We start from the raw sequence: 24,503 nt of genomic DNA on the forward strand, positions 1-24,503 counted from the left end.
TATCTGTTTATGGAATTCCATGTTTGGTGTTTATTCATCTAAAGATAAGATAAAACCAAGATGTTAAAGATGTTTGTGACCTTGAAAATATGGTGCCTGTGAGAATGCTAAATGTTTGATTACATTTTAAACATCTCATTCTTTTTAAATCAGAAGTATTCAAATTAAAACTAAAACACCTAATACATTTGTTTTCTTTCAAATTTGCTATATATGCAAGACATTGCTGTTCAGTTTGAAAAGCATTGTTGAATTCATTCAGTTTCATTATTACCTCCACAAGTACATGTGGGGAGAAGTCCGTTAATTATAAAAAGAAAAATTATTTATAAACGAAAGGAAGAAATAAAATGTCAGTACCATTTAATCAAAATTTAGACAATACAGAGAGATTAGTAGAAGCACCAGAATTTATAGATTTTTTTAAAATTTCAAATAGTCCATGGGCAAACTTTTTCCCTACTGAAATTGTTGACTCAGTAAATATTGAGTTTATTGTTAAAAAACCAAAAAAACCAGAAGTAAAAATTATTGCTTGAGATGATAAAAGTAAAAGATATGAATTACCATATGTTGATACAGATAAAATTAGTAAAAAAATAACTAAAAAATATCTTGCAGGAGAAATTATTGCAGATGTAGATTTAAAAGCAAATAATGGACAAAATTTATTAGATAGTATGCAATATGAAGTTGCTAATGACTTAGCAGATAAATTGGCAATTGATGATACACAAGCAATTGCAAAATTTGCTACTAAAATTGATATTGAGTATTGAGGAAATGTTTAGTAATCTGTGTAACTTACAAAAATAACTATGTTTAATTAATTCTAGTAAATATAATTAAATGACTAGAAAGAGTGAGTTACAGATGGCTAAAAAAGATAACTTTAATAATAATGATCCAATATCAAAAGCAGTAGATTTATTACTAGAAAATACTGAAGATTTAACAACAGTTTTTAAACCTGGCGGTTTATATAAAGAATTAACAAAAAGATTAGTTGAAAAAATGTTGAATTCTGAAATGCAAAATTATTTAGGATATGAAAAAAATCAACATAGTACTACTGAAAATGCTCGTAATGGTACAAGTTCAAAAAAATTAATAACTCAACAAGGTAAAATTGAAATTGATGTACCAAGAGATCGCAATAGTAATTTTAATCCTGTAATAGTTCCTAAAAGGCAAAGAAGATTTGATGGTTTTGATCAACAAGTTCTTTCCTTGTATGCAAAAGGAATGACATTATCTGACATTAGAATGCAGTTGCAAGAGTTATATCATGGTGCTGATATTAGTGAAAGTGTTATTAGTCAAATTACTGATGATGTTATTGATGATGTTAAAGCATGACAAAATCGACCATTAGAAAGTATTTATACTATTGTTTATTTTGATTGTATAGTAGTTAAAGTACGACAAGATAAACGGATTATTAACAAATCAGTTTATATAGCATTAGGAGTTGATTTAGAAGGCAAAAAAGATGTTTTAGGATTATGAATTAGTGAAAATGAAGGTTCTAAGTTTTGATTATCTAATTTCACAGAAATGAAAAATCGTGGCTTAAATGATATTCTTATTGCTTGTAGTGATAATTTAACAGGCATGTCAGAAGCAATACAATCAGTTTATCCTAAAACAGAACATCAATTATGCATTGTTCATCAAATTAGAAATAGTTTAAAATATGTTTCATACAAACATCGAAAAGGTCTAGTTGCAGATTTAAAACCAATTTATAGTGCATGTAGTGAAGAACAAGCAATGCAAGCTTTAGAATCGTTTGAAAGTAAATGAAATAAACAATATCCTCAAATTACTAAATCTTGATATAAAAATTGAGATAATTTAATGGTTTTTATTAGTTATCCAGTAGAAATCAAAAGAGTGATTTATACTACAAATGCTATTGAATCTGTTAATAGTCAATTACGAAAAATCATCAGAAATAAAAAAGTTTTTCCTAATGATATGGCAGTTTTCAAAATATTTTACTTGGCAATTGAAAATATAACAAAAAAATGAACATTGCCTATTCAAAATTGAAATACAGCAATTGCTCATTTTATGATAAAATTTGAAGATAGAATTAATCTAAACTAGTACTTTATAAAACAAAGATACACAGATTATTAAAAAGCCTCGATATTGAAGATACAACACCAGTAGGCTATTTAAAATCAATGTTATCGGCTTGAAATACTTTGTTTCAATTTAGAAATATTGCAAATAGTAAATTTTTTATTACTAATGGTCTTTATGATAGTTTAGTTTATTTAGCAGATAATAAAGGTTTAATTACTGATAATCAATTGGCACAACAATTACGTTTAAATGGAAATAATTTATATGTAAAAGGTGTATTATGTGAAATCGTTCTTGATGACTATATGATTTTTACTAATGATAAAAATGAACAACAATTAATGACCTTTATTTTAGCAACACCAAGAGCGATGAAAAGATACATGATAGAAAATACAGTTATTTATGTAGATTTTATTAAAGATGATAAAGCAGGAAGAGCATATAAAGTTGCTGGTGAAGTTGTTGGAGAAGCAATTCCATATATTTCTAATAATGAAACAACATCAAGATGAATGTTATGTGGAGTTATTAAAACAGAAAAAACTGATTTAAAAACTAAAATTACAGTTTTAACAACAAATATTACTGCAAATGTTAATAAAAATAATAATGAATTAGATACACAAATAAAAAGTGCTAATGAACTTAAATCATTAAATCCAAATTTAACAAATCCAACTATTAAATATTTTAGTGATGCACAAGGAAAAACTAATGTAAGTAATCAAAAACAAAAAGCAGGTGACTTATATATAACTATTACTGCAAATGTTAATGACTTAAATTATAAAGGAACAACAAATCCAATTAAAATAACTCTTAAATAAAGGACATTAATATCATGCCAATTGGTACAACTAGTACAGCAATACTTTTAAACATAAATAAACCAAAACATACTAGAATAAGTAAACAACAAGAAAATAAAAGTTTTTGATGAGAAATTTTAGAAATGATTGGTGTACAAGTTATAGCAGTAGCACTTGCTCCTTTTACTGGTGGATTAAGTGAAGATTTAGCACTTGGATTAGGTGCAAGTGATTTAATTGCTAGTATTAGTGCTGTTGGTGTAGAATTTTTAACTGATTTTACTATTAATCAAGTTTATGATTATTTAAAAGGAAATGTAACACCATTAAATACTTTTTTTAATATATTACCAGCATTTTCTGGACTTAATAAAATTAGTCGTGGTTATCGTACAACTAAATTTATTAAGTTAGCACAAAAAACTAAAACATTAGAACAAGTTGGTATTAAAGAAGCAAAAAACTTACAAGAAATTATTAGTCAAGTAAGTGGAAAAGAAATTTTAACAGATAAAATTATTGGTAATAAACGTTATTTAATGAATTATAGTTTTACTCCTAATCGTGAAACAGTATTACGAGATTTAGGTTATGTTGCTGAAAGACAATATAAGAATAATTTTCAAAAACTAGAAACAGAAAAATTAATGGAACACTTATTATTACAAAATACATTAATAAAATTAAGTCCATAATTAACTCCTAAATTTAAAATTAAAGATATTGAAAAAGCAAATAACTTTTTAAAAAAATTTACGGACTTCTCCCCACATGTACTTGTGGAGGGAATAATGAAACTGAATGAATTCAACAATGCTTTTCAAACTGAACAGCAATGTCTTGCATATATAGCAAATTTGAAAGAAAACAAATGTATTAGGTGTTTTAATTTTAATTTGAATACTTCTGATTTAAAAAGAATGAGATGTTTAAAATGTAATCAAACATTTAGCATTCTCACAGGCACCATATTTTCAAGGTCACAAACATCTTTAACATCTTGGTTTTATCTTATCTTTAGATGAATAAACACCAAACATGGAATTCCATCAACAGATATTGCAAAAGAATTGGGAGTGACTTTGAAAACTGCTTGAAGAATGACTAATAAAATCAGAACACGTATTGCAAAACAAAAACCTCAATTTATTGTTGAAGGTACAGTGCAAATTGATGAAATGTATCTTTCACATATGGGTTTTAAAAAACAAGGAAGATCCTTGGTGAATAAAACCTTGATTGTTGGCATTTATCAAAAAACAACCAATAATTTAATTGTGAAAGTATTGAAAAACGCAAAGAGTAAAAATCTTTTGCAGTTTGCAAAAAACCACATTTCTTCAAAATGTCTTGTATATACTGATTCTTGAAAAGGATATTGCGATTTTAAATCAGTTTTCACTAAGCATGAAATAGTTAACCATCAAGATGGCTATGTTTCAAAAATTGGTGTAAATACCAACCAAATTGAATCAGTTTGAAAACATATAAGAAGAACATTTAAAACACATATCAAAGTTGCAAAACATCATGTTCATTTATATGCTAAAGAAGCTGCATATAAATTCAACAAGATACCTAGTTTTGAAACTGTAATTCTATGTTTGATTTAAAAATGTGGGGAGAAGTCCGTAGATAGGCTTTTCTCAGCATTTATGTGATAAAATTAAAATAGTACATAAAGGGAGAAAAGCCAAAATTTAATACTGATTTAAAAGAAGTATTAAAAATGAATCAACATGATTGATTAAATTTAGTTCATACAATACATACAGAAAATAGATATGGAAAAACTTTAATTTTAGATTTACAAAAAATTCGTGCTAATGCTATTAAATTTAATTTTAAAAATAATGTTATTCATCAACTTGTTTTAAAAGCAAATCAAACTTTTAAATATTTTGATATTAGATTTTATTTAAAAAAAGGTTTAAATAAATTTTGAAAAGATACACCATATTTTGAAAAAATACGAGAAAGTATATATAAATTACAAGAAAAATTTGAAAAGTTAGAAAAACAAGTATTTGAAAAAATTCAGAAATTAAAAGAAAAAGCAACTGATTTATTTACTAGTGCAGAAAAAAGAGCAATTAAAAACGCACAATTAATTCCATTAAATTCACCAGTATTTATGGGTTGTAAAATTCAACCTTTGTCATTAGATAAATGTGCAATTACTATTTATCATCGCAATCCTAAATATAAACCAATTACAGTTGTTGATAGTATTCTTAAAGCAAAAACTTTTGTTACTCAAATACATCCATTCCATTGATATCGTTGATATAGTGGTTGATACATTGGTTATGGAGTTAATCAAAATAAATGATTAAAAGCAATAGCATTTGCTCCACCAGTGGTGCAACAAGTAATTAGAGATAGTTTTAAAGTATATAGAGAAATATTTAGAACTATTATAACTTATCATAAAGTAGTAAATGTTATTAATAATCCTATTGAAAATATTAACAAATCATTTAAAAATGTTGGTTTAAAATTTAGTGTTAATACTTTATTTGGTACTGGATTATTACATCATTTAGAAAAGTTTGCATATAGTCAAGTTGTAACAAAAAGTAAGAAAAAAATAAAAAAAGGTAAAAATAAAATACAAAAAGAAATTGAACATATAACACATAAAAAAACAAAAAAACATACTCATCATTATAAACAAGCATTTTTTAAGGAATGATAAATTATGATTAATAAACTTTGAACTGATGTCAGTCTTGAAAATTATAATAACTGATATCCATTAACTGGAAAAATTACAGAAACTCCACAACAATATATACAAACATGACCAAATATTAATGATTGATTTATAACTTTTGCTATTCGCGCGCAAAATGATATTAATGCTTATCTTGATTTTATTTTATCTAAATTTCCTTTTGATAGTTTTAAAGATGAATTAATTAAAGAAACATTAAGAGATATGGTTTATGTTATGGTTGAACATTGAGTATTTAATCGTACACCAATTGAATTTAATGTTGATGCTACTATTCAATTTAATAATGGTAATCAATTTAGTGCAAATAGTACTCCTACAATTAATGTTTGAGATTTAGCACCTAGTAGAATGAAAATATGAGCAAGATTAACAGAATTAAAACAAATATTTTCAAGTTATAATAATGATGAAATAGATGTTGAAAAAATTGACTTAAAAGCATTTTATACTAGAAATCAAGTTGATGAATTAATCGAACAACAAAAAGAATTTACATTATCAAAACAAATTAAATTATATGATGATTTAGTTGATGATAATGAAAATGAAATATATAGAGGTCCTGTTAGTAAATTTATTAATAAAGGTTATGTTGCAACTGATTATGATAAAGAAACTGAAACAATGATTTTAGATTGACCTGATGAAATTGGTAAATTACCCCCCGAAGCATTACAAAATAATCCACAAATTGGTGATTATACGCATGCACCAACTTGTGATTTTTCTGCTAAACAACAAAAACGAATTACTACAAATGAAAATAATATTAAATTATTAGAAACTAAAGTTGATAATAATATCAAATCAATAGAAAATAAAATTGAGATTAATAAACAAAATATTGATGATATTAAAAATAACGAGGCTTTTTAATAATCTGTGTATCTTTGTTTTATAAAGTACTAGTTTAGATTAATTCTGTCTTCAAATTTTATCATAAAATGAGCAATTGCTGTATTTCAATTTTGAATAGGCAATGTTCATTTTTTTGTTATATTTTCAATTGCCAAGTAAAATATTTTGAAAACTGCCATATCATTAGGAAAAACTTTTTTATTTCTGATGATTTTTCGTAATTGACTATTAACAGATTCAATAGCATTTGTAGTATAAATCACTCTTTTGATTTCTACTGGATAACTAATAAAAACCATTAAATTATCTCAATTTTTATATCAAGATTTAGTAATTTGAGGATATTGTTTATTTCATTTACTTTAAAAAGATTCTAAAGCTTGCATTGCTTGTTCTTCACTACATGCACTATAAATTGGTTTTAAATCTGCAACTAGACCTTTTCGATGTTTGTATGAAACATATTTTAAACTATTTCTAATTTGATGAACAATGCATAATTGATGTTCTGTTTTAGGATAAACTGATTGTATTGCTTCTGACATGCCTGTTAAATTATCACTACAAGCAATAAGAATATCATTTAAGCCACGATTTTTCATTTCTGTGAAATTAGATAATCAAAACTTAGAACCTTCATTTTCACTAATTCAGGAAATGTTTAGTAATCTGTGTAACTTACAAAAATAACTATGTTTAATTAATTCTAGTAAATATAATTAAATTACTAGAAAGAGTGAGTTACAGATGGCTAAAAAAGATAACTTTAATAATAATGATCCAATATCAAAAGCAGTAGATTTATTACTAGAAAATACTGAAGATTTAACAACAGTTTTTAAACTTGGCGGTTTATATAAAGAATTAACAAAAAGATTAGTTGAAAAAATGTTGAATTCTGAAATGCAAAATTATTTAGGATATGAAAAAAATCAACATAGTACTACTGAAAATGCTCGTAATGGTACAAGTTCAAAAAAATTAATAACTCAACAAGGTAAAATTGAAATTGATGTACCAAGAGATCGCAATAGTAATTTTACTCCTGTAATAGTTCCTAAAAGGCAAAGAAGATTTAATGGTTTTGATCAACAAGTTCTTTCCTTGTATGCAAAAGGAATGACATTATCTGACATTAGAATGCAGTTGCAAGAGTTATATCATGGTGCTGATATTAGTGAAAGTGTTATTAGTCAAATTACTGATGATGTTATTGATGATGTTAAAGCATGACAAAATCGACCATTAGAAAGTATTTATCCTATTGTTTATTTTGATTGTATAGTAGTTAAAGTACGACAAGATAAACGGATTATTAACAAATCAGTTTATATAGCATTAGGAGTTGATTTAGAAGGCAAAAAAGATGTTTTAGGATTATGAATTAGTGAAAATGAAGGTTCTAAGTTTTGATTATCTAATTTCACAGAAATGAAAAATCGTGGCTTAAATGATATTCTTATTGCTTGTAGTGATAATTTAACAGGCATGTCAGAAGCAATACAATCAGTTTATCCTAAAACAGAACATCAATTATGCATTGTTCATCAAATTAGAAATAGTTTAAAATATGTTTCATACAAACATCGAAAAGGTCTAGTTGCAGATTTAAAACCAATTTATAGTGCATGTAGTGAAGAACAAGCAATGCAAGCTTTAGAATCGTTTGAAAGTAAATGAAATAAACAATATCCTCAAATTACTAAATCTTGATATAAAAATTGAGATAATTTAATGGTTTTTATTAGTTATCCAGTAGAAATCAAAAGAGTGATTTATACTACAAATGCTATTGAATCTGTTAATAGTCAATTACGAAAAATCATCAGAAATAAAAAAGTTTTTCCTAATGATATGGCAGTTTTCAAAATATTTTACTTGGCAATTGAAAATATAACAAAAAAATGAACATTGCCTATTCAAAATTGAAATACAGCAATTGCTCATTTTATGATAAAATTTGAATACAGAATTAATCTAAATTAGTACTTTATAAAACAAAGATACACAGATTATTAAAAAGCCTCTACAACGATTTAATTTATTCCGGATTTTTGACAACTGCCCTAAAATTTTTCATAATATCATTTTTTACTCTTTTCATTTTTTAAATCATTTAACATTTATTGAACAAAATGAACGATTTTTAGCAATATTTAAAGTATTAAAAATTTGACCAGTTACTATAATTTCATCGTTTTTGTTTAATAAAATACAGCGTCTATAAAATTTTGGGTTGTTAAAAATTAAAGTAACATAGTTTAATCCATTTCATTGACCTCTAACACTATAATATAATTCTTTATTACCTTTTTCGTAATATTTTGCTTCAATAGTATTACTTAGTTTTACTGTTAATTTGACATAATTTGCTTTATCTTTCATGTTTATAATTTCCTTAAATAATTATCAAAAATTAATATTTTTTTATGATTTTTTAAATAATATTGAATATGCTTATAAGCATCTTGTTCATGTTTTGTTAATTTTATATTTCCTTTATAATTTGTTATTTTATTTTTATTTTTTGGTTGGTTTTCTAGATAATCTCAGTTGAAAACATCTTGAACTAATACCATTAATGCACCAATGATTTTAGGCGTTGATAATGGATTAGTTAGTAATTGTTTTTAATTTAAAAAGAAATTTTCTACAATAACTAATATTTTTTTATCAATAAATTTTTCTTTAATTAATTGAAATTTTTCTTTATACATATTTTTAGTTAATAAAACAGTTAATGTATTGAATGTTTCATTAAAAACAATATTATTAGTTTCATTTGAATATATAACAATTCCATTATTACCAATTCCAGCGGGGTCAATTCCAATAATTAAATCATATTGCATTAATTAAGTTAACCTCTAATAACTGTTTTAATAATTTCTAAATTACAATTACATCAACAATATTTACATTCTTCAATAAATTCTTTATGACCACAAACTAAATTATCTTTTTTTATAATCAACAATCAGTTTAATTAGTCCTATTTTAAATTCAATATCATCACTGTCTGGTATGCGAATCGTTCCTCTTTTAGTTAAATATTATTTATCCATATTTATACCTCCTACTTAACCTAATATTTAAAGGCTTTTCTCCCTTTATGTACTATTTTAATTTTATCACATAAATGCTGAGAAAAGCCTATCTACGGACTTCTCCCCACATTTTTAAATCAAACATAGAATTACAGTTTCAAAACTAGGTATCTTGTTGAATTTATATGCAGCTTCTTTAGCATATAAATGAACATGATGTTTTGCAACTTTGATATGTGTTTTAAATGTTCTTCTTATATGTTTTCAAACTGATTCAATTTGGTTGGTATTTACACCAATTTTTGAAACATAGCCATCTTGATGGTTAACTGTTTCATGCTTAGTGAAAACTGATTTAAAATCGCAATATCCTTTTCAAGAATCAGTATATACAAGACATTTTGAAGAAATGTGGTTTTTTGCAAACTGCAAAAGATTTTTACTCTTTGCGTTTTTCAATACTTTCACAATTAAATTATTGGTTGTTTTTTGATAAATGCCAACAATCAAGGTTTTATTCACCAAGGATCTTCCTTGTTTTTTAAAACCCATATGTGAAAGATACATTTCATCAATTTGCACTGTACCTTCAACAATAAATTGAGGTTTTTGTTTTGCAATACGTGTTCTGATTTTATGAGTCATTCTTCAAGCAGTTTTCAAAGTCACTCCCAATTATTTTGCAATATCTGTTGATGGAATTCCATGTTTGGTGTTTATTCATCTAAAGATAAGATAAAACCAAGATGTTAAAGATGTTTGTGACCTTGAAAATATGGTGCCTGTGAGAATGCTAAATGTTTGATTACATTTTAAACATCTCATTCTTTTTAAATCAGAAGTATTCAAATTAAAACTAAAACACCTAATACATTTGTTTTCTTTCAAATTTGCTATATATGCAAGACATTGCTGTTCATTTTGAAAAGCATTTTTGAATTCATTCAGTTTCATTATTCCCTCCACAAGTACATGTGGGGAGAAGTCCGTATTTAAAATACAATCATAACAAATCGCTTTACTATTTTTATCTCTTAAAAAATATTTTCTTGTTTTTTATATCATTATTATTAAAGAATAAATAATCTAATTTATTTTGTTTACATGTTCAACAAAAATATTTTTTCATTATGAGTTGAATTTTCCTTATAAGAAGTAACTAGATAATTAATTGGTAAATGATCATGTTTATATGGATTATTTATGGCTTTTCTCCCTTTATGTACTATTTTAATTTTATCACATAAATGCTGAGAAAAGCCTATCTACGGACTTCTCCCCACATTTTTAAATCAAACATAGAATTACAGTTTCAAAAATAGGTATCTTGTTTAATTTATATGCAGCTTCTTTAGCATATAAATGAACATGATGTTTTGCAACTTTGATATGTGTTTTAAATGTTCTTCTTATATGTTTTCAAACTGATTCAATTTGGTTGGTATTTACACCAATTTTTGAAACATAGCCATCTTGATGGTTAACTGTTTCATGCTTAGTGAAAACTGATTTAAAATCGCAATATCCTTTTCAAGAATCAGTATATACAAGACATTTTGAAGAAATGTGGTTTTTTGCAAACTGCAAAAGATTTTTACTCTTTGCGTTTTTCAATACTTTCACAATTAAATTATTGGTTGTTTTTTGATAAATGCCAACAATCAAGGTTTTATTCACCAAGGATCTTCCTTGTTTTTTAAAACCCATATGTGAAAGATACATTTCATCAATTTGCACTGTACCTTCAACAATAAATTGAGGTTTTTGTTTTGCAATACGTGTTCTGATTTTATGAGTCATTCTTCAAGCAGTTTTCAAAGTCACTCCCAATTCTTTTGCAATATATGTTGATGGAATTCCATGTTTGGTGTTTATTCATCTAAAGATAAGATAAAACCAAGATGTTAAAGATGTTTGTGACCTTGAAAATATGGTGCCTGTGAGAATGCTAAATGTTTGATTACATTTTAAACATCTCATTCTTTTTAAATCAGAAGTATTCAAATTAAAATTAAAACACCTAATACATTTGTTTTCTTTCAAATTTGCTATATATGCAAGACATTGCTGTTCAGTTTGAAAAGCATTGTTGAATTCATTCAGTTTCATTATTCCCTCCACAAGTACATGTGGGGAGAAGTCCGTTATTTATTTTAAAACCTTTTCTGTTTTCTTCTCACGTAATGTTATATTTAAAACAAGGATTAGTAATTTTAGTTTTGTTATCTGTTATTTCACCTATAAATCAACTATTATGCTGTTCATAAAATTTTAATGGTTCAAGTTTTATATCATTAAGATAATATTCTTTTGGAGCAGTTGGTTTATTAACAGTTATTTTTTGGTCTTTAATATATGGTTCTAATAATTTTATTAATTCATTACCACTTAATTCTCTTTTAATATTTTCTAAATTAAAAACTCAATATGTGTAACTGTTATCAACAATAAAAGAATTATTTTTCGGACTTCTCCCTACATGTACTTGTGGAGGGAATAATGAAACTGAATGAATTCAAAAATGCTTTTCAAACTGAACAGCAATGTCTTGCATATATAGCAAATTTGAAAGAAAACAAATGTATTAGGTGTTTTAATTTTAATTTGAATACTTCTGATTTAAAAAGAATGAGATGTTTAAAATGTAATCAAACATTTAGCATTCTCACAGGCACCATATTTTAAAGGTCACAAACATCTTTAACATCTTGGTGGAATGGCAACCTTTTTTAGGACTATTTTTTGGTAGACATTTGTTTTTGATAATTAACTGGAGTTAAGTAGTTTAAAGTGCTGTGAATTCTTATGTTGTTATATCAATTGATGTAATCAAATAATTCTAATTTTAATTGGATTAATGATGTAAAATTTTTATCATTAATAAATTCGGTTTTGAAAGTTTTAAAGGTTGCTTCAGCAACAGCGTTATCATAAGGACAACCTTTTTTGCTTAAAGAGCGATTAATATTGAATGCTAGTAAAAGTTTATCAATAATTTTATTATTAAATTCATTACCGCGATCACTATGAAATATTTGAATATCTTTTAAACAGCGATTTGAGTGCATAAATGCTTGATATACTAATGATGCATCTTTTTTAGTACCTACACTATGTCCAATTATTTCGCGGTTAAATAGGTCAATTAATAAACAAATATAGTTTCACTTACCATTTACTTGAACATAAGTTAAATCACTAACAATAACTTCATTTTTAACTCTATTATTAAAGTTTCTATTAACAAGATTGGTTATTTGACTATCATTGACTTTATTATGATAATTTTTGAATGATAATTTAGTGTATTTTGATATTAAATTATGTTTATTCATAATTTCTTTAATTTTTCGTCTTGATAAATAAATTTCTTGGTTTTCTAGAATTACTTTTAATCTTCTAGTACCATAAACTTCTTTATTTTTTTTAAAAGCACTAATAACAGCTTGTTCATAAATATTATTTTGAATTTTATTTTTTTTCTTTAAATTAAAATAATATGTTGATTTAGAGAGTTTTAAAAAATGACACATTGTGCGAATTTTATATTTAGATTTATTATTTGCAATAATCTCTACTTTCTGCCTATTATTAGTGCTGCTTGCTTTAAAATATCATTTTCCATTCTTAATTGTTTTAATTCTTTTCTTAATTTAATTAATTCATTTTCTTCAACAGAACGATTATCTTTAGTTTTAAAACTACCTGAATTAGTAAATTGCTTAATTCAATTGTAAGTAGCTGCTCTTGTAACATTATATTCTTTAACAAGGCAAGATACTGATTTGCCACTTTGATATAAAGCTACTATTTGTTTTTTAAATTCATCGGTATATGAGTTAATATTGGCCATAATTATAGTTCCTTTCTTTGTTCACTTGTCTATGTAATTAGTGTCCAATAAAGTGTAACCCATCCATATTTCTTATATTAACTTGGAAATTTAAGCTATTTATTAAAATATCCATCAGGATATTTACCATCTCATTTTATATCTCCTTGATGTCTTGGTTTGATATCAAAATATAAATCTATTTTATGATAATCTCCACTTTTATGCGATCATATAATTGCTCCTTTACCACCAACAATTTTTATACGGTCATAATTATAAAATGATAAATCTTGTAAGAATATCATAAATAAGAATTTTATTCATTATTTTATTATACTTTTTATGATTTCTTCAACAAGAAAATTTTCACCAAAAATTTCATTAATATTAGCATTTTCAATGATATTAGTAATAGTTGCTAAATTATATTTTTGTTTTTCTAGTTTTTTTTCTAAACTAGTAGTACCTGCTGAGCCTAGGAAATCACCATATATTTTAATATTTTCAATAATTCCTGCCTTAACATTCATTCAAACGTGAATAGTTCCTTTACTAGGAAAAAGTGTTTTATGCTTTAAATCAAAATCTGGAGATTTACCATAAACTCAATCTCAAGTTCGATATTTAGTATTTGCTAATAATTCAATATCAGCAATCATTTTTTCAGAAAATTCCATAATCTTTGTATTTTTTGTACTTTTTAATTGTTCAATAATTAAATTTTGAAATTCTTCAATTGTTATTGGTGGATTTAATAATGGTAAAATATTTGTTACTCGTGCTTGTACTGATTTAATACCTTTTGATTTTAATTTATCCAAATCAGGTTTTAATACTTTTGGTAACATTTGCATATCAACATTAAAAAGAATAGTACCATGATGTAAAATTCGATTTTTATATGTATATTGGGCATTACCCGATATTTTTTTATCATCAACTAAAATATCATTTTTACCACTAAATTGAGCATTTAAACCTAGACTTTGTAAAACATTAACTATTGGTTTTGTAAAAAGAGCATAATTACGAGCATTATCTTTATTTTTATCAAAAATAAAAGTAAAATTTAAATTTCCTAAATCTTGATAAACAGCTCCACCACCAGATAATCTTCGTACAACATTAACTTTTTTTGTTCTTACATATTCATTATTAATTTCTTCAATTGTATTTTGGTTTCTACCAACAACAATAGTATTATTATTTTGTCATAATAATAAGATTTCATCAGTTATATAAGGATTAGTAATCAAATATTCTTCGGCTGCTAAATTAAAATATGGGTCTTTGCTATTATTAATATAATAAATCATTATTAATTTAATCTCCTTTATCTTCAGTTTTAAAATTTGTTAATAAATGAACAAATTTTAAAGTAGTTTTGCAATATGTATCATAATCGGTAGTGACGGCTCTTATATGTTTAGCAAATGGCATAATTAATAATTCACTTATTGTTTCTTCTTCATAATTTATTTTCTCTTCATACATTTTTTGTGCCATTGTTGCTGGTACAGTTTCATCATCATTACCATGAATAAATAATACAGGAATTGAAGAACAATATTTTAATTTATTAATAGGATCAATACTATTAATATTAAATTTATCTTTTAACCTAAAGAAAAATTTAACACCATAATAAAATCAAAATCAATGAAGGTTAAAGTATTGTTTACCCATAATTTTAATAATATGACTAAAACTATCAAATCCACAATCAGAAATTGCACATTTAACACCAAATTTACCAGTATCAAATCGAGATATTGTTTCCAAAACAGTACTAGCACCCATACTATTACCAATTAAAGTAATATTGGGGGGTTGTTTAAAATCTGTTTCTGTTAAATAATTATTAAGACTTAAAATAACAGCATATAAATCATCTGCTTCTTTATTGCCAAAAGTAATTGCATCATGAATATTATTACTACCATGACCTCTTGTATCATAAGTAACAATACTATATCCCTGCTCATAAAAATGTTTAACTAAATATAAAATGCTATAGCGATTTTGTTGTCAACCATGAGTTGCAATTATTCATTTATGATTTTTATTAGATTGATGATTATTAATGAAAAAAGCTGATAACAAGCGATTATCATAAGTAGTTATCGTCATATCTTGTGCTTCCATCATATCCCAATTACTATCATCAATCATTAGTTGTAGAGAATTTTGTAATTCCATATCTCGATTATAAAAACTCAAAGTATTAAGATCAATTTTATCAAAATTTGGATTAGTACTTCGTCCAATTCGTTGAAAATTTTCCATAACATTTCGCATCATTAAACCAATAAAAAAATTAGTAATTAAAAAAGGAATAATCCATAATGGAAAAGTAAATATCAAAATAATTTTTAATCATCAAGCAATTTTATATTTACTTTCTTTAACTGGTGAAGTCATTCTTGCTCTAAGTTTTAAATATTTTTCATTACTAACCATTATATTTTATTCCTCTCAAAATTAATTTGATAAGGCAATCTATTTTTTCTTACCTTTTAAATATGGATCTGGATATGTAACATCTTCTTTTGTTAAAATTCCTGTTGCTAAAAGTGCTGCCGCAGTAACAAAGTTATAAGGCTTATTAAAGTGTGGTAAAAAATACATATCAATTAATGGAATTTCATCAATAGTAACCTTTTTCAATATTGCTAATGAAAACATTGCAATTGTTTCTGTATGATCATGAGTTGAACCAATTTCAGCTCCAACAATACGACGAGAACTCTTTTCTCATATAATTTTAATTTTTACTTCATGATTTTCACTCATAAAAGGTGGAAACACTGTATCTTGATAAAAATATGCTTCTACATTATTAGAACCTAAAATTGCTTTTGCAGAAACTTCTGATAAACCAGTAGCACATAACTTTCAACCAAAAACAGCAATTGCATTTGTTCCTTGAACACCAGGAAAGGCGATTCTTGTTTTAGGATCTGTTTTTGCAACATTTAATCCAGCAATTAAACCACTACGTACAGCATTAGTTGCTAAGGTAATATTAACATTTTTATTTCAAGCATTTGAACGAATATTAATACAATCACCAATTGCATAAACATTAGGATCTGAAGTTTGAAAATATTCATTAACTTCAATTGCACCACGAGGATCTAAGTTAAGTTGAACTTTACCATTCTCATCTTTCAAGATAGCAGTATTTGGTAAGAAACCAACAGCCATAATTACTAAATCAGCTTTATATGTTCCTTTATTAGTTTTTACTTCACTCACTTTATCATCTTTAATAATAAATTCTTGTAAAGTTTCTCCTAATTGTAATTTTACTCCTACTTTTTTCATATCTGCTTCAACATCATTTGTAAATTCTTCATCATAATAACGAGGCATAATACGATTTTCAAAATCAATTAAAGTAACTTCTTTTTTATCTTTATAAAAAGCTTCTACTAATTCAATACCAATATAACCTGCACCAATTACTACTACTTTTTTTACTTCCGGTTTACTCAAATCAGAAATAATTTCTTGAGCATGTTGGTATAGTTTTGATAAATGAATGCCATTTGTTAATTTAACACCATTTAAAGTATCTTTAACAATCACACCATCTTTATGAGCAATTAAACCAGGAATTTCTTTACCACCTGGATTTAAGATTGGTCATGAACCAATTCCTAATACTAACTTATCATAACTTTCAATAAATACTTCATTAGTATCTAAATTTTTAATAGTAACAGTTTTTGCTTTACTATCATATTTAATCATTTCATGTTTTTCTTTAATTTTAACACCTAATGCTCTTAACTTTTCAATTGTGGCATAAAATAATCCTTTTGGATCAGTAAATTCTTTACCAACTCAAAGCGCAATTCCACATCCTAAAAATGAAATATTATTATTACGATCATATGCTACTACTTCACTATTTGGATTAGACCTAATAATTGCCTTTAATGCTGTTGTTCCGGCATGATTAACACCTATAACAACTATCTTTTGTTTTCTTTCCATGCTAAAATCCTCTCTTACTTATTACTTTTTTTTCAATTTCTTTTATTGTGTAATCACAAATACAAATATATACATTATTTTATCACTTTTTATTTAATAGTTACAACTCTTTCTTTGTTCAGTAAATGAATATAACAATAATTTTAAGAAACTGAAATTGCCATTGCTGATGGACTACTTCCATCATGATCATGATGATATTTATTAATTTCTAATAAGCCACGACAAGTATCTCAATTATTATTTAAGAACGGCTTATTAGTTTGTTTATTTTTTTTGTCATAATTATTTATTTTATTTATCATGCTTTTATCAAAATTTTCAATTTCATCTTTTTCAAAAATTTTAAAAATTTTCTTTTCTTTAATGTCTTTATATGTCATACTTTTTTCTCCTTGAATCTTTAAAGTATTTATTTTTAATTAAAATTTGATAATTATTAAGTATTTTCACTTAATTTAAACATTATATATCAAAACAAAAAACCTTAATATATTTTTTTCATTTTTTAAATATTTTTTAATAAATTATATGTATCTTGACAAATCATTAATTCTTCATTTGTTCTAATTTTAAAAATAGGAACTTCTGATTGTTTATCACTAATTTCTAAGTAATCATTATACTTATCATTATTTTTATTAGTTACTAATTTTAAAGTAAACACTTTAATTTCCTCAATAACTAATTGACGAATAATTGCAGAATTTTCACCAATACCTGCTGTAAATACTAATGCATCAATATTACTATCTAAATCATTACCATATTGAACAATATAATTAGCAATTCTTTGAACAAACATTTTTATTGCTAATTGTGATTGTAAATGATATTTATGGTTTTTATCATTACTACTTGCAAGAACATCACGTAAATCAGAAGAATGTCCACTAATTCCTAATAAACCTGAACTTTTATTTAAATCATTAGTAATAGTTTCAATAGTTGCTTCTGCTTTAACATTACACATATAACCATGAATAGAAGGGTCAATGATACCACTTCTAGAACCCATAATTAAACCATCTAATGGTGTTAATCCCATGCTAGTATTAAAACTTTTACCATTTTTAATAGCACAAATACTAGCACCATTACCTAAATGACAAATAATAGCATTAATCTTATCTTTTGGTTTATTTAAAATATTAGTTAATTTATCTAAAATATAACGATAACTAGTACCATGAAAACCATATCTTCTTACCTTATATGTTTTATATCAATCATATGGAACTGAGTAAAGATATTTTTCTTCAGGAATAGTACTATGAAATGAATTATCAAATACTGCCACATGTTTAGCATGTGGAACTAATTTTTGAAAAGATGATAATCCTTTTAAAGCTGGTGGATTATGTAATGGTGCTAATGGAATACATGCTTTGATACCAGCAATGACTTTCTCATCAATAACAATTGAGTTATTAAATTTTTGACCACCGTGAACCATACGATGACCAATTCGTTTAATATCATCAAAATTATTAATGACCTTATACTCAATTAATGCATCAATAACTGTTTGTGCTCCTATAACATGATCGGCAATATCTTTCGTTACTTCATGTTTAATAAAGTTATCACCATTAGCAATTTCAATAATAAAATTACTATTTTTAATAGCTATCCTTTCAACTAAACCTTTACAAAGAATAGTAAAATGAGGTTGTTTATCATTATTAATAGCATTAAAAAGTTGAAATTTAATAGAACTACTTCCAGCATTAATAACTAAAATTTTATTTTGTTCTGACATATTTGTTTTATCTCCTTATTAATTCTTAATTAATGTTTGAATAGCAGTGATCAATGCTGTGTAATAAATGTCATCAATAGTAGCACCACGAGAAAGATCATTAACTGGCTGATTTAAACCCAAAACAATAGGACCAATAGCTTTATAATCACCTAATCTTTGGGCAATTTTATAACCAATATTAGCAGCATCTAAAGTTGGGAAAATAAATGCATTACAATGATTTTTAATTGTTAATTCTGGGAATTTTTTATTTCGCACTTCTTGATCTCAAGCAGCATCAAATTGAATTGGTCCTGCTACTTGCACATTCTTTAATTTTAAATGCTGAACAAAGTTAGTAGCATTACGTACTTTATCAACACTTTCACCACTACCACTAGTATTAGTAGAATAAGATAACATTGCTAATTTAATTCGATTAAATTCTAAAAGTTCGCCAAAGTGAATTGTAGATTTTGCAATATCTGCTAATTGTTCAGCTGTTGGATTTAAATTAATTGAACCATCACTAAATAAAAATATTTCTTCATTTTTATTCATAATAAATGTACTTGAAACAGTTTTAGTACCTGCTTTTGGTCCAATAATTTGTAAAGCCGGACGTAAAATATCAGCAGTAGTAAAAGTAATACCACCAACAAAACCATTAACTTCTTTATTATTTAATAACATCATTCCATAGTAATTACGACTTAATACCAATTTATTAGCTGCTTCTAAAGTTAAACCCTTTGCTTTTCTTAATTCATATAATTGATTAGTAAAATTTGTTACTTGATTTTCTTCAATAGATAATGTTTTAATATTAGAATTTTTAATATTACTAGTAATTTCTTTATCATTATTAAATAATAAAACTGGTGTAATAAAATTTTTAACAGGTGAATTATCATTAATAATTTTTAAAGCTACTGCCTGTACTTTTTCATTATCACCTTCTGGAAATAAAATTCTGATTGATGTTTTGCTTTTTTGTAAAATAGATAAAATAAAATCTAATAGTTTCATATTATCTTCTCTCCTTTAATTTGTTAATTTTGATTGCTAATAATAGTTGCAATTGCTTTATTTTGTACTGCTTTAATGATATTATTTTCAACCTTAATATCAAATACCATAATTTTCAAGTTAGCTTCCATGCACATTGTTGAAGCAGTTAAATCCATTACTTTTAATTGTTTATTAGTAATATCTTGATATGATAAATGTGAATAACGAATAGCATTTTTGTTAATATTTGGATCTTTATCATAAACACCATCAACGCCATTTTTTGCCATTAATAATATATCCGCATTAATTTCAGTAGCACGAAGTGCTGCTGCAGTATCCGTTGTAAAGTACGGTGAACCAGTACCACCAGCAAAAATACAAACATAGCCTTTTTCAAAACTACTAATAGCTTTTTTGTAATAAAAAGGTTCAGCAACTTGATTAATCTCTAATGATGTTTGCACAATAACTTTTACGTTAAGAGCTTTTAACTTTGATTCAATTACCAAAGCATTCATAATAGTTGCTAACATTCCCATATAATCAGCATTAATTCTTTTTAAACCAATCTTTTCTCCTTGTTTAGCACCACGTCAAATATTACCACCACCAATTACTAAACCAACTTCTACTTTTGCCTTAACTAGGGTTTGAATTTGTTTACAAACATTATCAATACTTTCATTATTATATAATTCATTACTACCATCACCTAAAGCTTCACCACTAATTTTTAATAATATTCGTTTATATTTAAATTGTTCCATTTTTTATCATCCTCCTTAAATTTAATATTATAAAAAGCCACAGATTGCTTTGTGGCTTCTTATTTATTTACTGTTATCACTAGATAATGAATCATTATTTGCGCTTTCAGCGACAGTTTCTAATTCAACGTTAGCAATAACTTTTTGTGCTAAATGATCTTTAACAAAAAGTTGTGCTTGTGGAGTAATAATTGTTAAACGTTTTTTAATTTTTTTAATACCCTGTTCATAAACAATTTTTAAAACATTTTTCTTTTGTTCCAATGCAACAATTTTACTAGTATTAACGCTTTGTCCAAAGAAATAAATATTATGTTCATCAACTGCGATACCAAAATCAAAACTAAAAATATATGCTAATCCTAACATGATAACTAAAAATATATACTCTACTATTAATAAACTTAAAAAAGCAGGATCAGATTTAATATATTCTGGTTCAAATGTTCAAACTTGCATTCCAATTGGAACAATCGAGATAACTAAACCAATTACCCCAACTATTAATGTTGCTACTAATAATTTTAAATTCAAAAATTTAATAGTTGTTTTTGGTTTATTAAAACTATATCATCCTCAAACAAGAATAACTAATAATAATATAAACATTACTAATGCAATATAATATATAATTTGAAAATTCACTTTATTTACCTCCTAAATGTTTATTTGGCAGAACTATCAATTTTTTCACCTAATTGATAACGTATCATAGCTATAATTGTAGCATGATTTTTAGTTAAATACTCTTTAACCTTAATTGTATTATCTTTAATATAAAGTTGATCAACAATAGTTAATTCAGATAATACTTTTTCAAAACGACCTCTTATAATATTTTCAAGAATATTATCAGGACTTTTTTTTGCTTTCAATTTTTCTTCTTCTTTTGTTTTTTCACTAATAATTGATAATTCTTTATCACGAACTGTTGCGGGTATGTGATCAATATCAATATATTTAGCATCTGCTGATACTAATTGCATAGCAACATTATTTGGAATATCACTTTCCTTATCAACACCTTTGATAATAACTAAACCACTATATTTACCACCACCATGGACATATGAACCAAAAACTTCATCACTATTTTTACTTAAATATTGAAAACGATTTAAAACAATATTTTCACCTAATTTAGCGATAGCAAATCTTATCTCATCATTTAAACTTTCACTACTTCCATCAGCTTTTAACATTAAAGCTTCTTCAATAGTTTTAGGTTGATGTTTTAAAATTGTTTCTAAAATCTTAGTAAATAAATCATTAAAATCTTCTAAATCAGCAACTTGTTCAGTTTGACAATTTAATTCAGCAATAATTGCATTATTACCACTAATAACAACTTTAGTAACCCCTTCAGTGGCTTTATTAATACTTTTTTTCTCTGCTTTTGCTAAACCTTTAATTTTTAATAGGGAAAGTGCTGCTTCAAAAATATTATTTTTTTCCATCAAAGCTTCTTTACAATCAGTAATTGGTAAATCGGTTGTATCTCTTAATTTTTTCAATAATTTAACATCTACTTTAACTTCTGACATATAAACTATTCTCCTTTATTCTTTATTTTTTCAATTCCATTTTCAGTTTTATTTTGATCAAGACTAGTAGTTTCTTCTACTACTATTTCTTTTTTATCAATAACTGGTTTTACACTTTGTCCTTCATTAATAGCTTCAGCAATTTTCTTTGTAATTAAAGTAATTGATTTTGTAGCATCATCATTACCAGGAATAATATAATCAATATTATCTGGATTTGAATTACTATCACAAATCGCAATAATTTTGATACCAAGTTTAACTGCTTCTTCGACAGCAATTTTATTAGTAATAGTATCAGTAACAAAAATAGCTTCTGGTAATTTATACATATTTCTAATACCACCAAGATTACGTTCTAAACGCGCTTTTTCTTTAATTACTAGCATTTGCTCTTTTTTTGTTAAAAGTTTAATTTCTCCACTTTTTTCTTTATTTTCAATATCAATTAACTTTTTAATACTTGATTTAATAGTTTTAAAATTAGTTAAATTACCACCTAATCAACGTTCTGTTACATAGGATGAATTACAACTAATTGCAAGTTCTTGCACAGCTTCTTTGGCTTGTTTTTTTGTACCTACAAATAAAACTTTACCACCATTTTCACTAGTTTCTTTAACAAAGTGACAAGCTTCATCTAATTTACGCATTGATTTTTGTAAATCAATAATATGAATACCATTTCTTTGACCAAAAATATATTTACGCATCTTTGGATCTCATCTTTTAGTTTGGTGACCAAACTGAACTCCCGCTTCAAGGAGTTGTTCACGTGTTACAACTGACATATTGTCTCCTTCTAATTTGTTTTTCTTCCATTTATTTCTAACATTGGCCACTTTTTAATTAAAAAGCACTAGGCAATGAATTCACAAATGTGTTGCTTATTTTCATTAAATTAAGCCTATATATTGTAGCATATTTTTTATATTTTAAACAAATTATTTTTAAACATAAAAATAGAATTGTATTTTAATAAACTATATTATAAAAATATTTTTTTATTTTTCTTAAAAAAATATGGCTTTTCTCCCTTTATGTACTATTTTAATTTTATCACATAAATGCTGAGAAAAGCCTATCTACGGACTTCTCCCCACATTTTTAAATCAAACATAGAATTACAGTTTCAAAACTAGGTATCTTGTTGAATTTATATGCAGCTTCTTTAGCATATAAATGAACATGATGTTTTGCAACTTTGATATGTGTTTTAAATGTTCTTCTTATATGTTTTCAAACTGATTCAATTTGGTTGGTATTTACACCAATTTTTGAAACATAGCCATCTTGATGGTTAACTGTTTCATGCTTAGTGAAAACTGATTTAAAATCGCAATATCCTTTTCAAGAATCAGTATATACAAGACATTTTGAAGAAATGTGGTTTTTTGCAAACTGCAAAAGATTTTTACTCTTTGCGTTTTTCAATACTTTCACAATTAAATTATTGGTTGTTTTTTGATAAATGCCAACAATCAAGGTTTTATTCACCAAGGATCTTCCTTGTTTTTTAAAACCAATATGTGAAAGATACATTTCATCAATTTGCACTGTACCTTCAACAATAAATTGAGGTTTTTGTTTTGCAATACGTGTTCTGATTTTATGAGTCATTCTTCAAGCAGTTTTCAAAGTCACTCCCAATTCTTTTGCAATATCTGTTGATGGAATTCCATGTTTGGTGTTTATTCATCTAAAGATAAGATAAAACCAAGATGTTAAAGATGTTTGTGACCTTGAAAATATGGTGCCTGTGAGAATGCTAAATGTTTGATTACATTTTAAACATCTCATTCTTTTTAAATAAGAAGTATTCAAATTAAAATTAAAACACCTAATACATTTGTTTTCTTTCAAATTTGCTATATATGCAAGACATTGCTGTTCAGTTTGAAAAGCATTTTTGAATTCATTCAGTTTCATTATTCCCTCCACAAGTACATGTGGGGAGAAGTCCGAAAAATAATACCAATAAAAACACACAATATATTATAAAAGTAAAAAGTAAATTACACATATAAAATATTTATTTATGATATA

32 protein-coding genes and 1 pseudogene are annotated in these 24,503 nt (G+C 25.5%); 12 read left to right on the forward strand and 21 right to left on the reverse strand.

Annotation, left to right across the window (positions count from 1 at the left end; translation table 4 throughout):
• Window positions 1–7 precede the first annotated feature (7 nt).
• Window positions 8–268: a hypothetical protein gene (locus AACL02_RS01865; protein WP_339042459.1), complete on the reverse strand. Its 261-nt coding sequence runs from the start codon at window positions 266–268 to the stop codon at window positions 8–10.
• On the opposite strand from AACL02_RS01865, the gene AACL02_RS01870 reads away from it, so the two are divergent.
• The 8 genes from AACL02_RS01870 (at window position 214) to AACL02_RS01905 (ending at window position 6,522) form a co-directional block, all read left to right on the forward strand.
• A complete protein-coding gene (locus AACL02_RS01870) occupies window positions 214–378 on the forward strand; it encodes a hypothetical protein (RefSeq protein WP_339042460.1) in 165 nt (54 codons plus the stop codon). The two genes, AACL02_RS01865 and AACL02_RS01870, sit on opposite strands and share 55 nt — an antisense overlap.
• Window positions 351–791 (forward strand): hypothetical protein, encoded by a 441-nt coding sequence (locus AACL02_RS01875; protein ID WP_339042461.1) that lies wholly within the window; start codon window positions 351–353, stop codon window positions 789–791. Before AACL02_RS01870 ends, AACL02_RS01875 begins: the two co-directional genes overlap by 28 nt.
• A gap of 82 nt (window positions 792–873) precedes the next feature.
• A complete protein-coding gene (locus AACL02_RS01880; protein ID WP_339043497.1) occupies window positions 874–2,112 on the forward strand; it encodes an IS256 family transposase in 1,239 nt (412 codons plus the stop codon).
• A gap of 80 nt (window positions 2,113–2,192) precedes the next feature.
• Window positions 2,193–2,924: a hypothetical protein gene (locus AACL02_RS01885; RefSeq protein WP_339042463.1), complete on the forward strand. Its 732-nt coding sequence runs from the start codon at window positions 2,193–2,195 to the stop codon at window positions 2,922–2,924.
• A gap of 14 nt (window positions 2,925–2,938) precedes the next feature.
• Entirely contained in the window at window positions 2,939–3,601 is a 663-nt protein-coding gene (locus AACL02_RS01890) for a hypothetical protein (protein WP_339042465.1), read from the forward strand.
• Window positions 3,602–4,006: 405 nt separating this feature from the next.
• Entirely contained in the window at window positions 4,007–4,519 is a 513-nt protein-coding gene (locus AACL02_RS01895) for an IS1595 family transposase (protein ID WP_339043499.1), read from the forward strand.
• 116 nt (window positions 4,520–4,635) lie between these two features.
• Window positions 4,636–5,604, forward strand: a complete 969-nt coding sequence (locus tag AACL02_RS01900) for a hypothetical protein (protein ID WP_339042467.1) — start codon at window positions 4,636–4,638, stop codon at window positions 5,602–5,604.
• A 3-nt stretch (window positions 5,605–5,607) separates the two neighbouring features.
• On the forward strand, window positions 5,608–6,522 hold the full coding sequence (locus tag AACL02_RS01905; protein WP_339042469.1) for a hypothetical protein: 915 nt from the start codon (window positions 5,608–5,610) through the stop codon (window positions 6,520–6,522).
• 29 nt (window positions 6,523–6,551) lie between these two features.
• Here the strand turns inward: AACL02_RS01905 and AACL02_RS01910 are convergent.
• A pseudogene (locus tag AACL02_RS01910) lies at window positions 6,552–7,157 on the reverse strand (IS256 family transposase); the annotation flags it as partial.
• Window positions 7,158–7,251: 94 nt separating this feature from the next.
• Here AACL02_RS01910 and AACL02_RS01915 point away from each other — a divergent pair.
• Window positions 7,252–8,490 (forward strand): IS256 family transposase, encoded by a 1,239-nt coding sequence (locus AACL02_RS01915; RefSeq protein ID WP_339042470.1) that lies wholly within the window; start codon window positions 7,252–7,254, stop codon window positions 8,488–8,490.
• Between the two features lie 105 nt (window positions 8,491–8,595).
• Here AACL02_RS01915 and AACL02_RS01920 read toward each other — a convergent pair whose 3' ends face one another.
• From AACL02_RS01920 to AACL02_RS01940, 5 genes are all read right to left on the reverse strand, one after another.
• Complete coding sequence (locus AACL02_RS01920; RefSeq protein ID WP_339042472.1) at window positions 8,596–8,889, reverse strand: hypothetical protein; 294 nt, start codon at window positions 8,887–8,889, stop codon at window positions 8,596–8,598.
• 2 nt (window positions 8,890–8,891) lie between these two features.
• A complete protein-coding gene (locus tag AACL02_RS01925; RefSeq protein WP_339042474.1) occupies window positions 8,892–9,083 on the reverse strand; it encodes a hypothetical protein in 192 nt (63 codons plus the stop codon).
• Window positions 9,084–9,134: 51 nt separating this feature from the next.
• A complete protein-coding gene (locus tag AACL02_RS01930; RefSeq protein WP_339042476.1) occupies window positions 9,135–9,356 on the reverse strand; it encodes a hypothetical protein in 222 nt (73 codons plus the stop codon).
• Between the two features lie 327 nt (window positions 9,357–9,683).
• Complete coding sequence (locus AACL02_RS01935) at window positions 9,684–10,220, reverse strand: IS1595 family transposase (protein ID WP_281748497.1); 537 nt, start codon at window positions 10,218–10,220, stop codon at window positions 9,684–9,686.
• A 6-nt stretch (window positions 10,221–10,226) separates the two neighbouring features.
• Complete coding sequence (locus tag AACL02_RS01940; RefSeq protein WP_339042478.1) at window positions 10,227–10,505, reverse strand: hypothetical protein; 279 nt, start codon at window positions 10,503–10,505, stop codon at window positions 10,227–10,229.
• Here AACL02_RS01940 and AACL02_RS01945 point away from each other — a divergent pair.
• A complete protein-coding gene (locus tag AACL02_RS01945; protein ID WP_339042480.1) occupies window positions 10,451–10,636 on the forward strand; it encodes a hypothetical protein in 186 nt (61 codons plus the stop codon). The genes AACL02_RS01940 and AACL02_RS01945 overlap by 55 nt on opposite strands.
• A gap of 202 nt (window positions 10,637–10,838) precedes the next feature.
• Here the strand turns inward: AACL02_RS01945 and AACL02_RS01950 are convergent, their stop codons facing one another.
• Complete coding sequence (locus AACL02_RS01950; protein WP_339042482.1) at window positions 10,839–11,660, reverse strand: IS1595 family transposase; 822 nt, start codon at window positions 11,658–11,660, stop codon at window positions 10,839–10,841.
• Complete coding sequence (locus AACL02_RS01955) at window positions 11,572–12,105, reverse strand: hypothetical protein (RefSeq protein ID WP_339042484.1); 534 nt, start codon at window positions 12,103–12,105, stop codon at window positions 11,572–11,574. Before AACL02_RS01955 ends, AACL02_RS01950 begins: the two co-directional genes overlap by 89 nt.
• On the opposite strand from AACL02_RS01955, the gene AACL02_RS01960 reads away from it, so the two are divergent.
• Window positions 12,051–12,236, forward strand: a complete 186-nt coding sequence (locus tag AACL02_RS01960) for a hypothetical protein (RefSeq protein ID WP_339042486.1) — start codon at window positions 12,051–12,053, stop codon at window positions 12,234–12,236. The two genes, AACL02_RS01955 and AACL02_RS01960, sit on opposite strands and share 55 nt — an antisense overlap.
• 50 nt (window positions 12,237–12,286) lie before the next feature.
• Here AACL02_RS01960 and AACL02_RS01965 read toward each other — a convergent pair.
• The 12 genes from AACL02_RS01965 to AACL02_RS02020 all read right to left on the reverse strand — a co-directional run bounded on the left by AACL02_RS01965 (window position 12,287) and on the right by AACL02_RS02020 (window position 24,386).
• Window positions 12,287–13,404, reverse strand: a protein-coding gene (locus AACL02_RS01965; protein ID WP_422397813.1) for an IS3 family transposase whose coding sequence is annotated in 2 segments (ribosomal slippage) — window positions 12,287–13,134 and window positions 13,134–13,404 — 1,119 coding nt in all. Because the reading frame shifts where the segments join, the coding sequence is not laid out codon by codon here.
• Window positions 13,405–13,709: 305 nt separating this feature from the next.
• On the reverse strand, window positions 13,710–14,702 hold the full coding sequence (locus AACL02_RS01970; protein ID WP_338975246.1) for a lipoate--protein ligase: 993 nt from the start codon (window positions 14,700–14,702) through the stop codon (window positions 13,710–13,712).
• A gap of 7 nt (window positions 14,703–14,709) precedes the next feature.
• Window positions 14,710–15,846, reverse strand: a complete 1,137-nt coding sequence (locus AACL02_RS01975; RefSeq protein WP_339042488.1) for an alpha/beta hydrolase — start codon at window positions 15,844–15,846, stop codon at window positions 14,710–14,712.
• 39 nt (window positions 15,847–15,885) lie between these two features.
• Complete coding sequence (locus AACL02_RS01980) at window positions 15,886–17,388, reverse strand: FAD-dependent oxidoreductase (protein WP_339042490.1); 1,503 nt, start codon at window positions 17,386–17,388, stop codon at window positions 15,886–15,888.
• A gap of 143 nt (window positions 17,389–17,531) precedes the next feature.
• Window positions 17,532–17,771 carry a hypothetical protein gene (locus AACL02_RS01985; protein ID WP_338978992.1) on the reverse strand — a complete coding sequence of 80 codons (240 nt, stop codon included), beginning with the start codon at window positions 17,769–17,771 and terminating at the stop codon, window positions 17,532–17,534.
• A 125-nt stretch (window positions 17,772–17,896) separates the two neighbouring features.
• Window positions 17,897–19,150 carry an acetate kinase gene (locus AACL02_RS01990; RefSeq protein WP_339042492.1) on the reverse strand — a complete coding sequence of 418 codons (1,254 nt, stop codon included), beginning with the start codon at window positions 19,148–19,150 and terminating at the stop codon, window positions 17,897–17,899.
• 18 nt (window positions 19,151–19,168) lie between these two features.
• The gene (gene pta / locus AACL02_RS01995; protein ID WP_339042494.1) at window positions 19,169–20,161 is read right to left on the reverse strand and encodes a phosphate acetyltransferase; all 993 of its coding nucleotides are present in this window, start codon (window positions 20,159–20,161) and stop codon (window positions 19,169–19,171) included.
• A 23-nt stretch (window positions 20,162–20,184) separates the two neighbouring features.
• Window positions 20,185–20,913 carry a UMP kinase gene (gene pyrH, locus AACL02_RS02000; protein WP_339042496.1) on the reverse strand — a complete coding sequence of 243 codons (729 nt, stop codon included), beginning with the start codon at window positions 20,911–20,913 and terminating at the stop codon, window positions 20,185–20,187.
• Window positions 20,914–20,976: 63 nt separating this feature from the next.
• Window positions 20,977–21,558, reverse strand: coding sequence for a hypothetical protein (locus tag AACL02_RS02005; RefSeq protein ID WP_281749272.1), 582 nt, complete (start codon window positions 21,556–21,558; stop codon window positions 20,977–20,979).
• A gap of 20 nt (window positions 21,559–21,578) precedes the next feature.
• The gene (gene tsf / locus AACL02_RS02010; protein WP_339042499.1) at window positions 21,579–22,457 is read right to left on the reverse strand and encodes a translation elongation factor Ts; all 879 of its coding nucleotides are present in this window, start codon (window positions 22,455–22,457) and stop codon (window positions 21,579–21,581) included.
• 5 nt (window positions 22,458–22,462) lie between these two features.
• Window positions 22,463–23,248: a 30S ribosomal protein S2 gene (gene rpsB / locus AACL02_RS02015; RefSeq protein WP_339042501.1), complete on the reverse strand. Its 786-nt coding sequence runs from the start codon at window positions 23,246–23,248 to the stop codon at window positions 22,463–22,465.
• A gap of 316 nt (window positions 23,249–23,564) precedes the next feature.
• Window positions 23,565–24,386 carry an IS1595 family transposase gene (locus tag AACL02_RS02020; RefSeq protein WP_339042503.1) on the reverse strand — a complete coding sequence of 274 codons (822 nt, stop codon included), beginning with the start codon at window positions 24,384–24,386 and terminating at the stop codon, window positions 23,565–23,567.
• On the opposite strand from AACL02_RS02020, the gene AACL02_RS02025 reads away from it, so the two are divergent.
• Entirely contained in the window at window positions 24,332–24,484 is a 153-nt protein-coding gene (locus AACL02_RS02025) for a hypothetical protein (protein WP_339042505.1), read from the forward strand. The two genes, AACL02_RS02020 and AACL02_RS02025, sit on opposite strands and share 55 nt — an antisense overlap.
• The last annotated feature ends 19 nt before the right edge of the window (window positions 24,485–24,503 follow it).

The sequence above is a fragment of the Spiroplasma endosymbiont of Apeira syringaria genome (assembly GCF_964020205.1).
Taxonomy (GTDB): domain Bacteria; phylum Bacillota_I; class Bacilli_A; order Mycoplasmatales; family VBWQ01; genus Spiroplasma_E; species Spiroplasma_E ixodetis_A.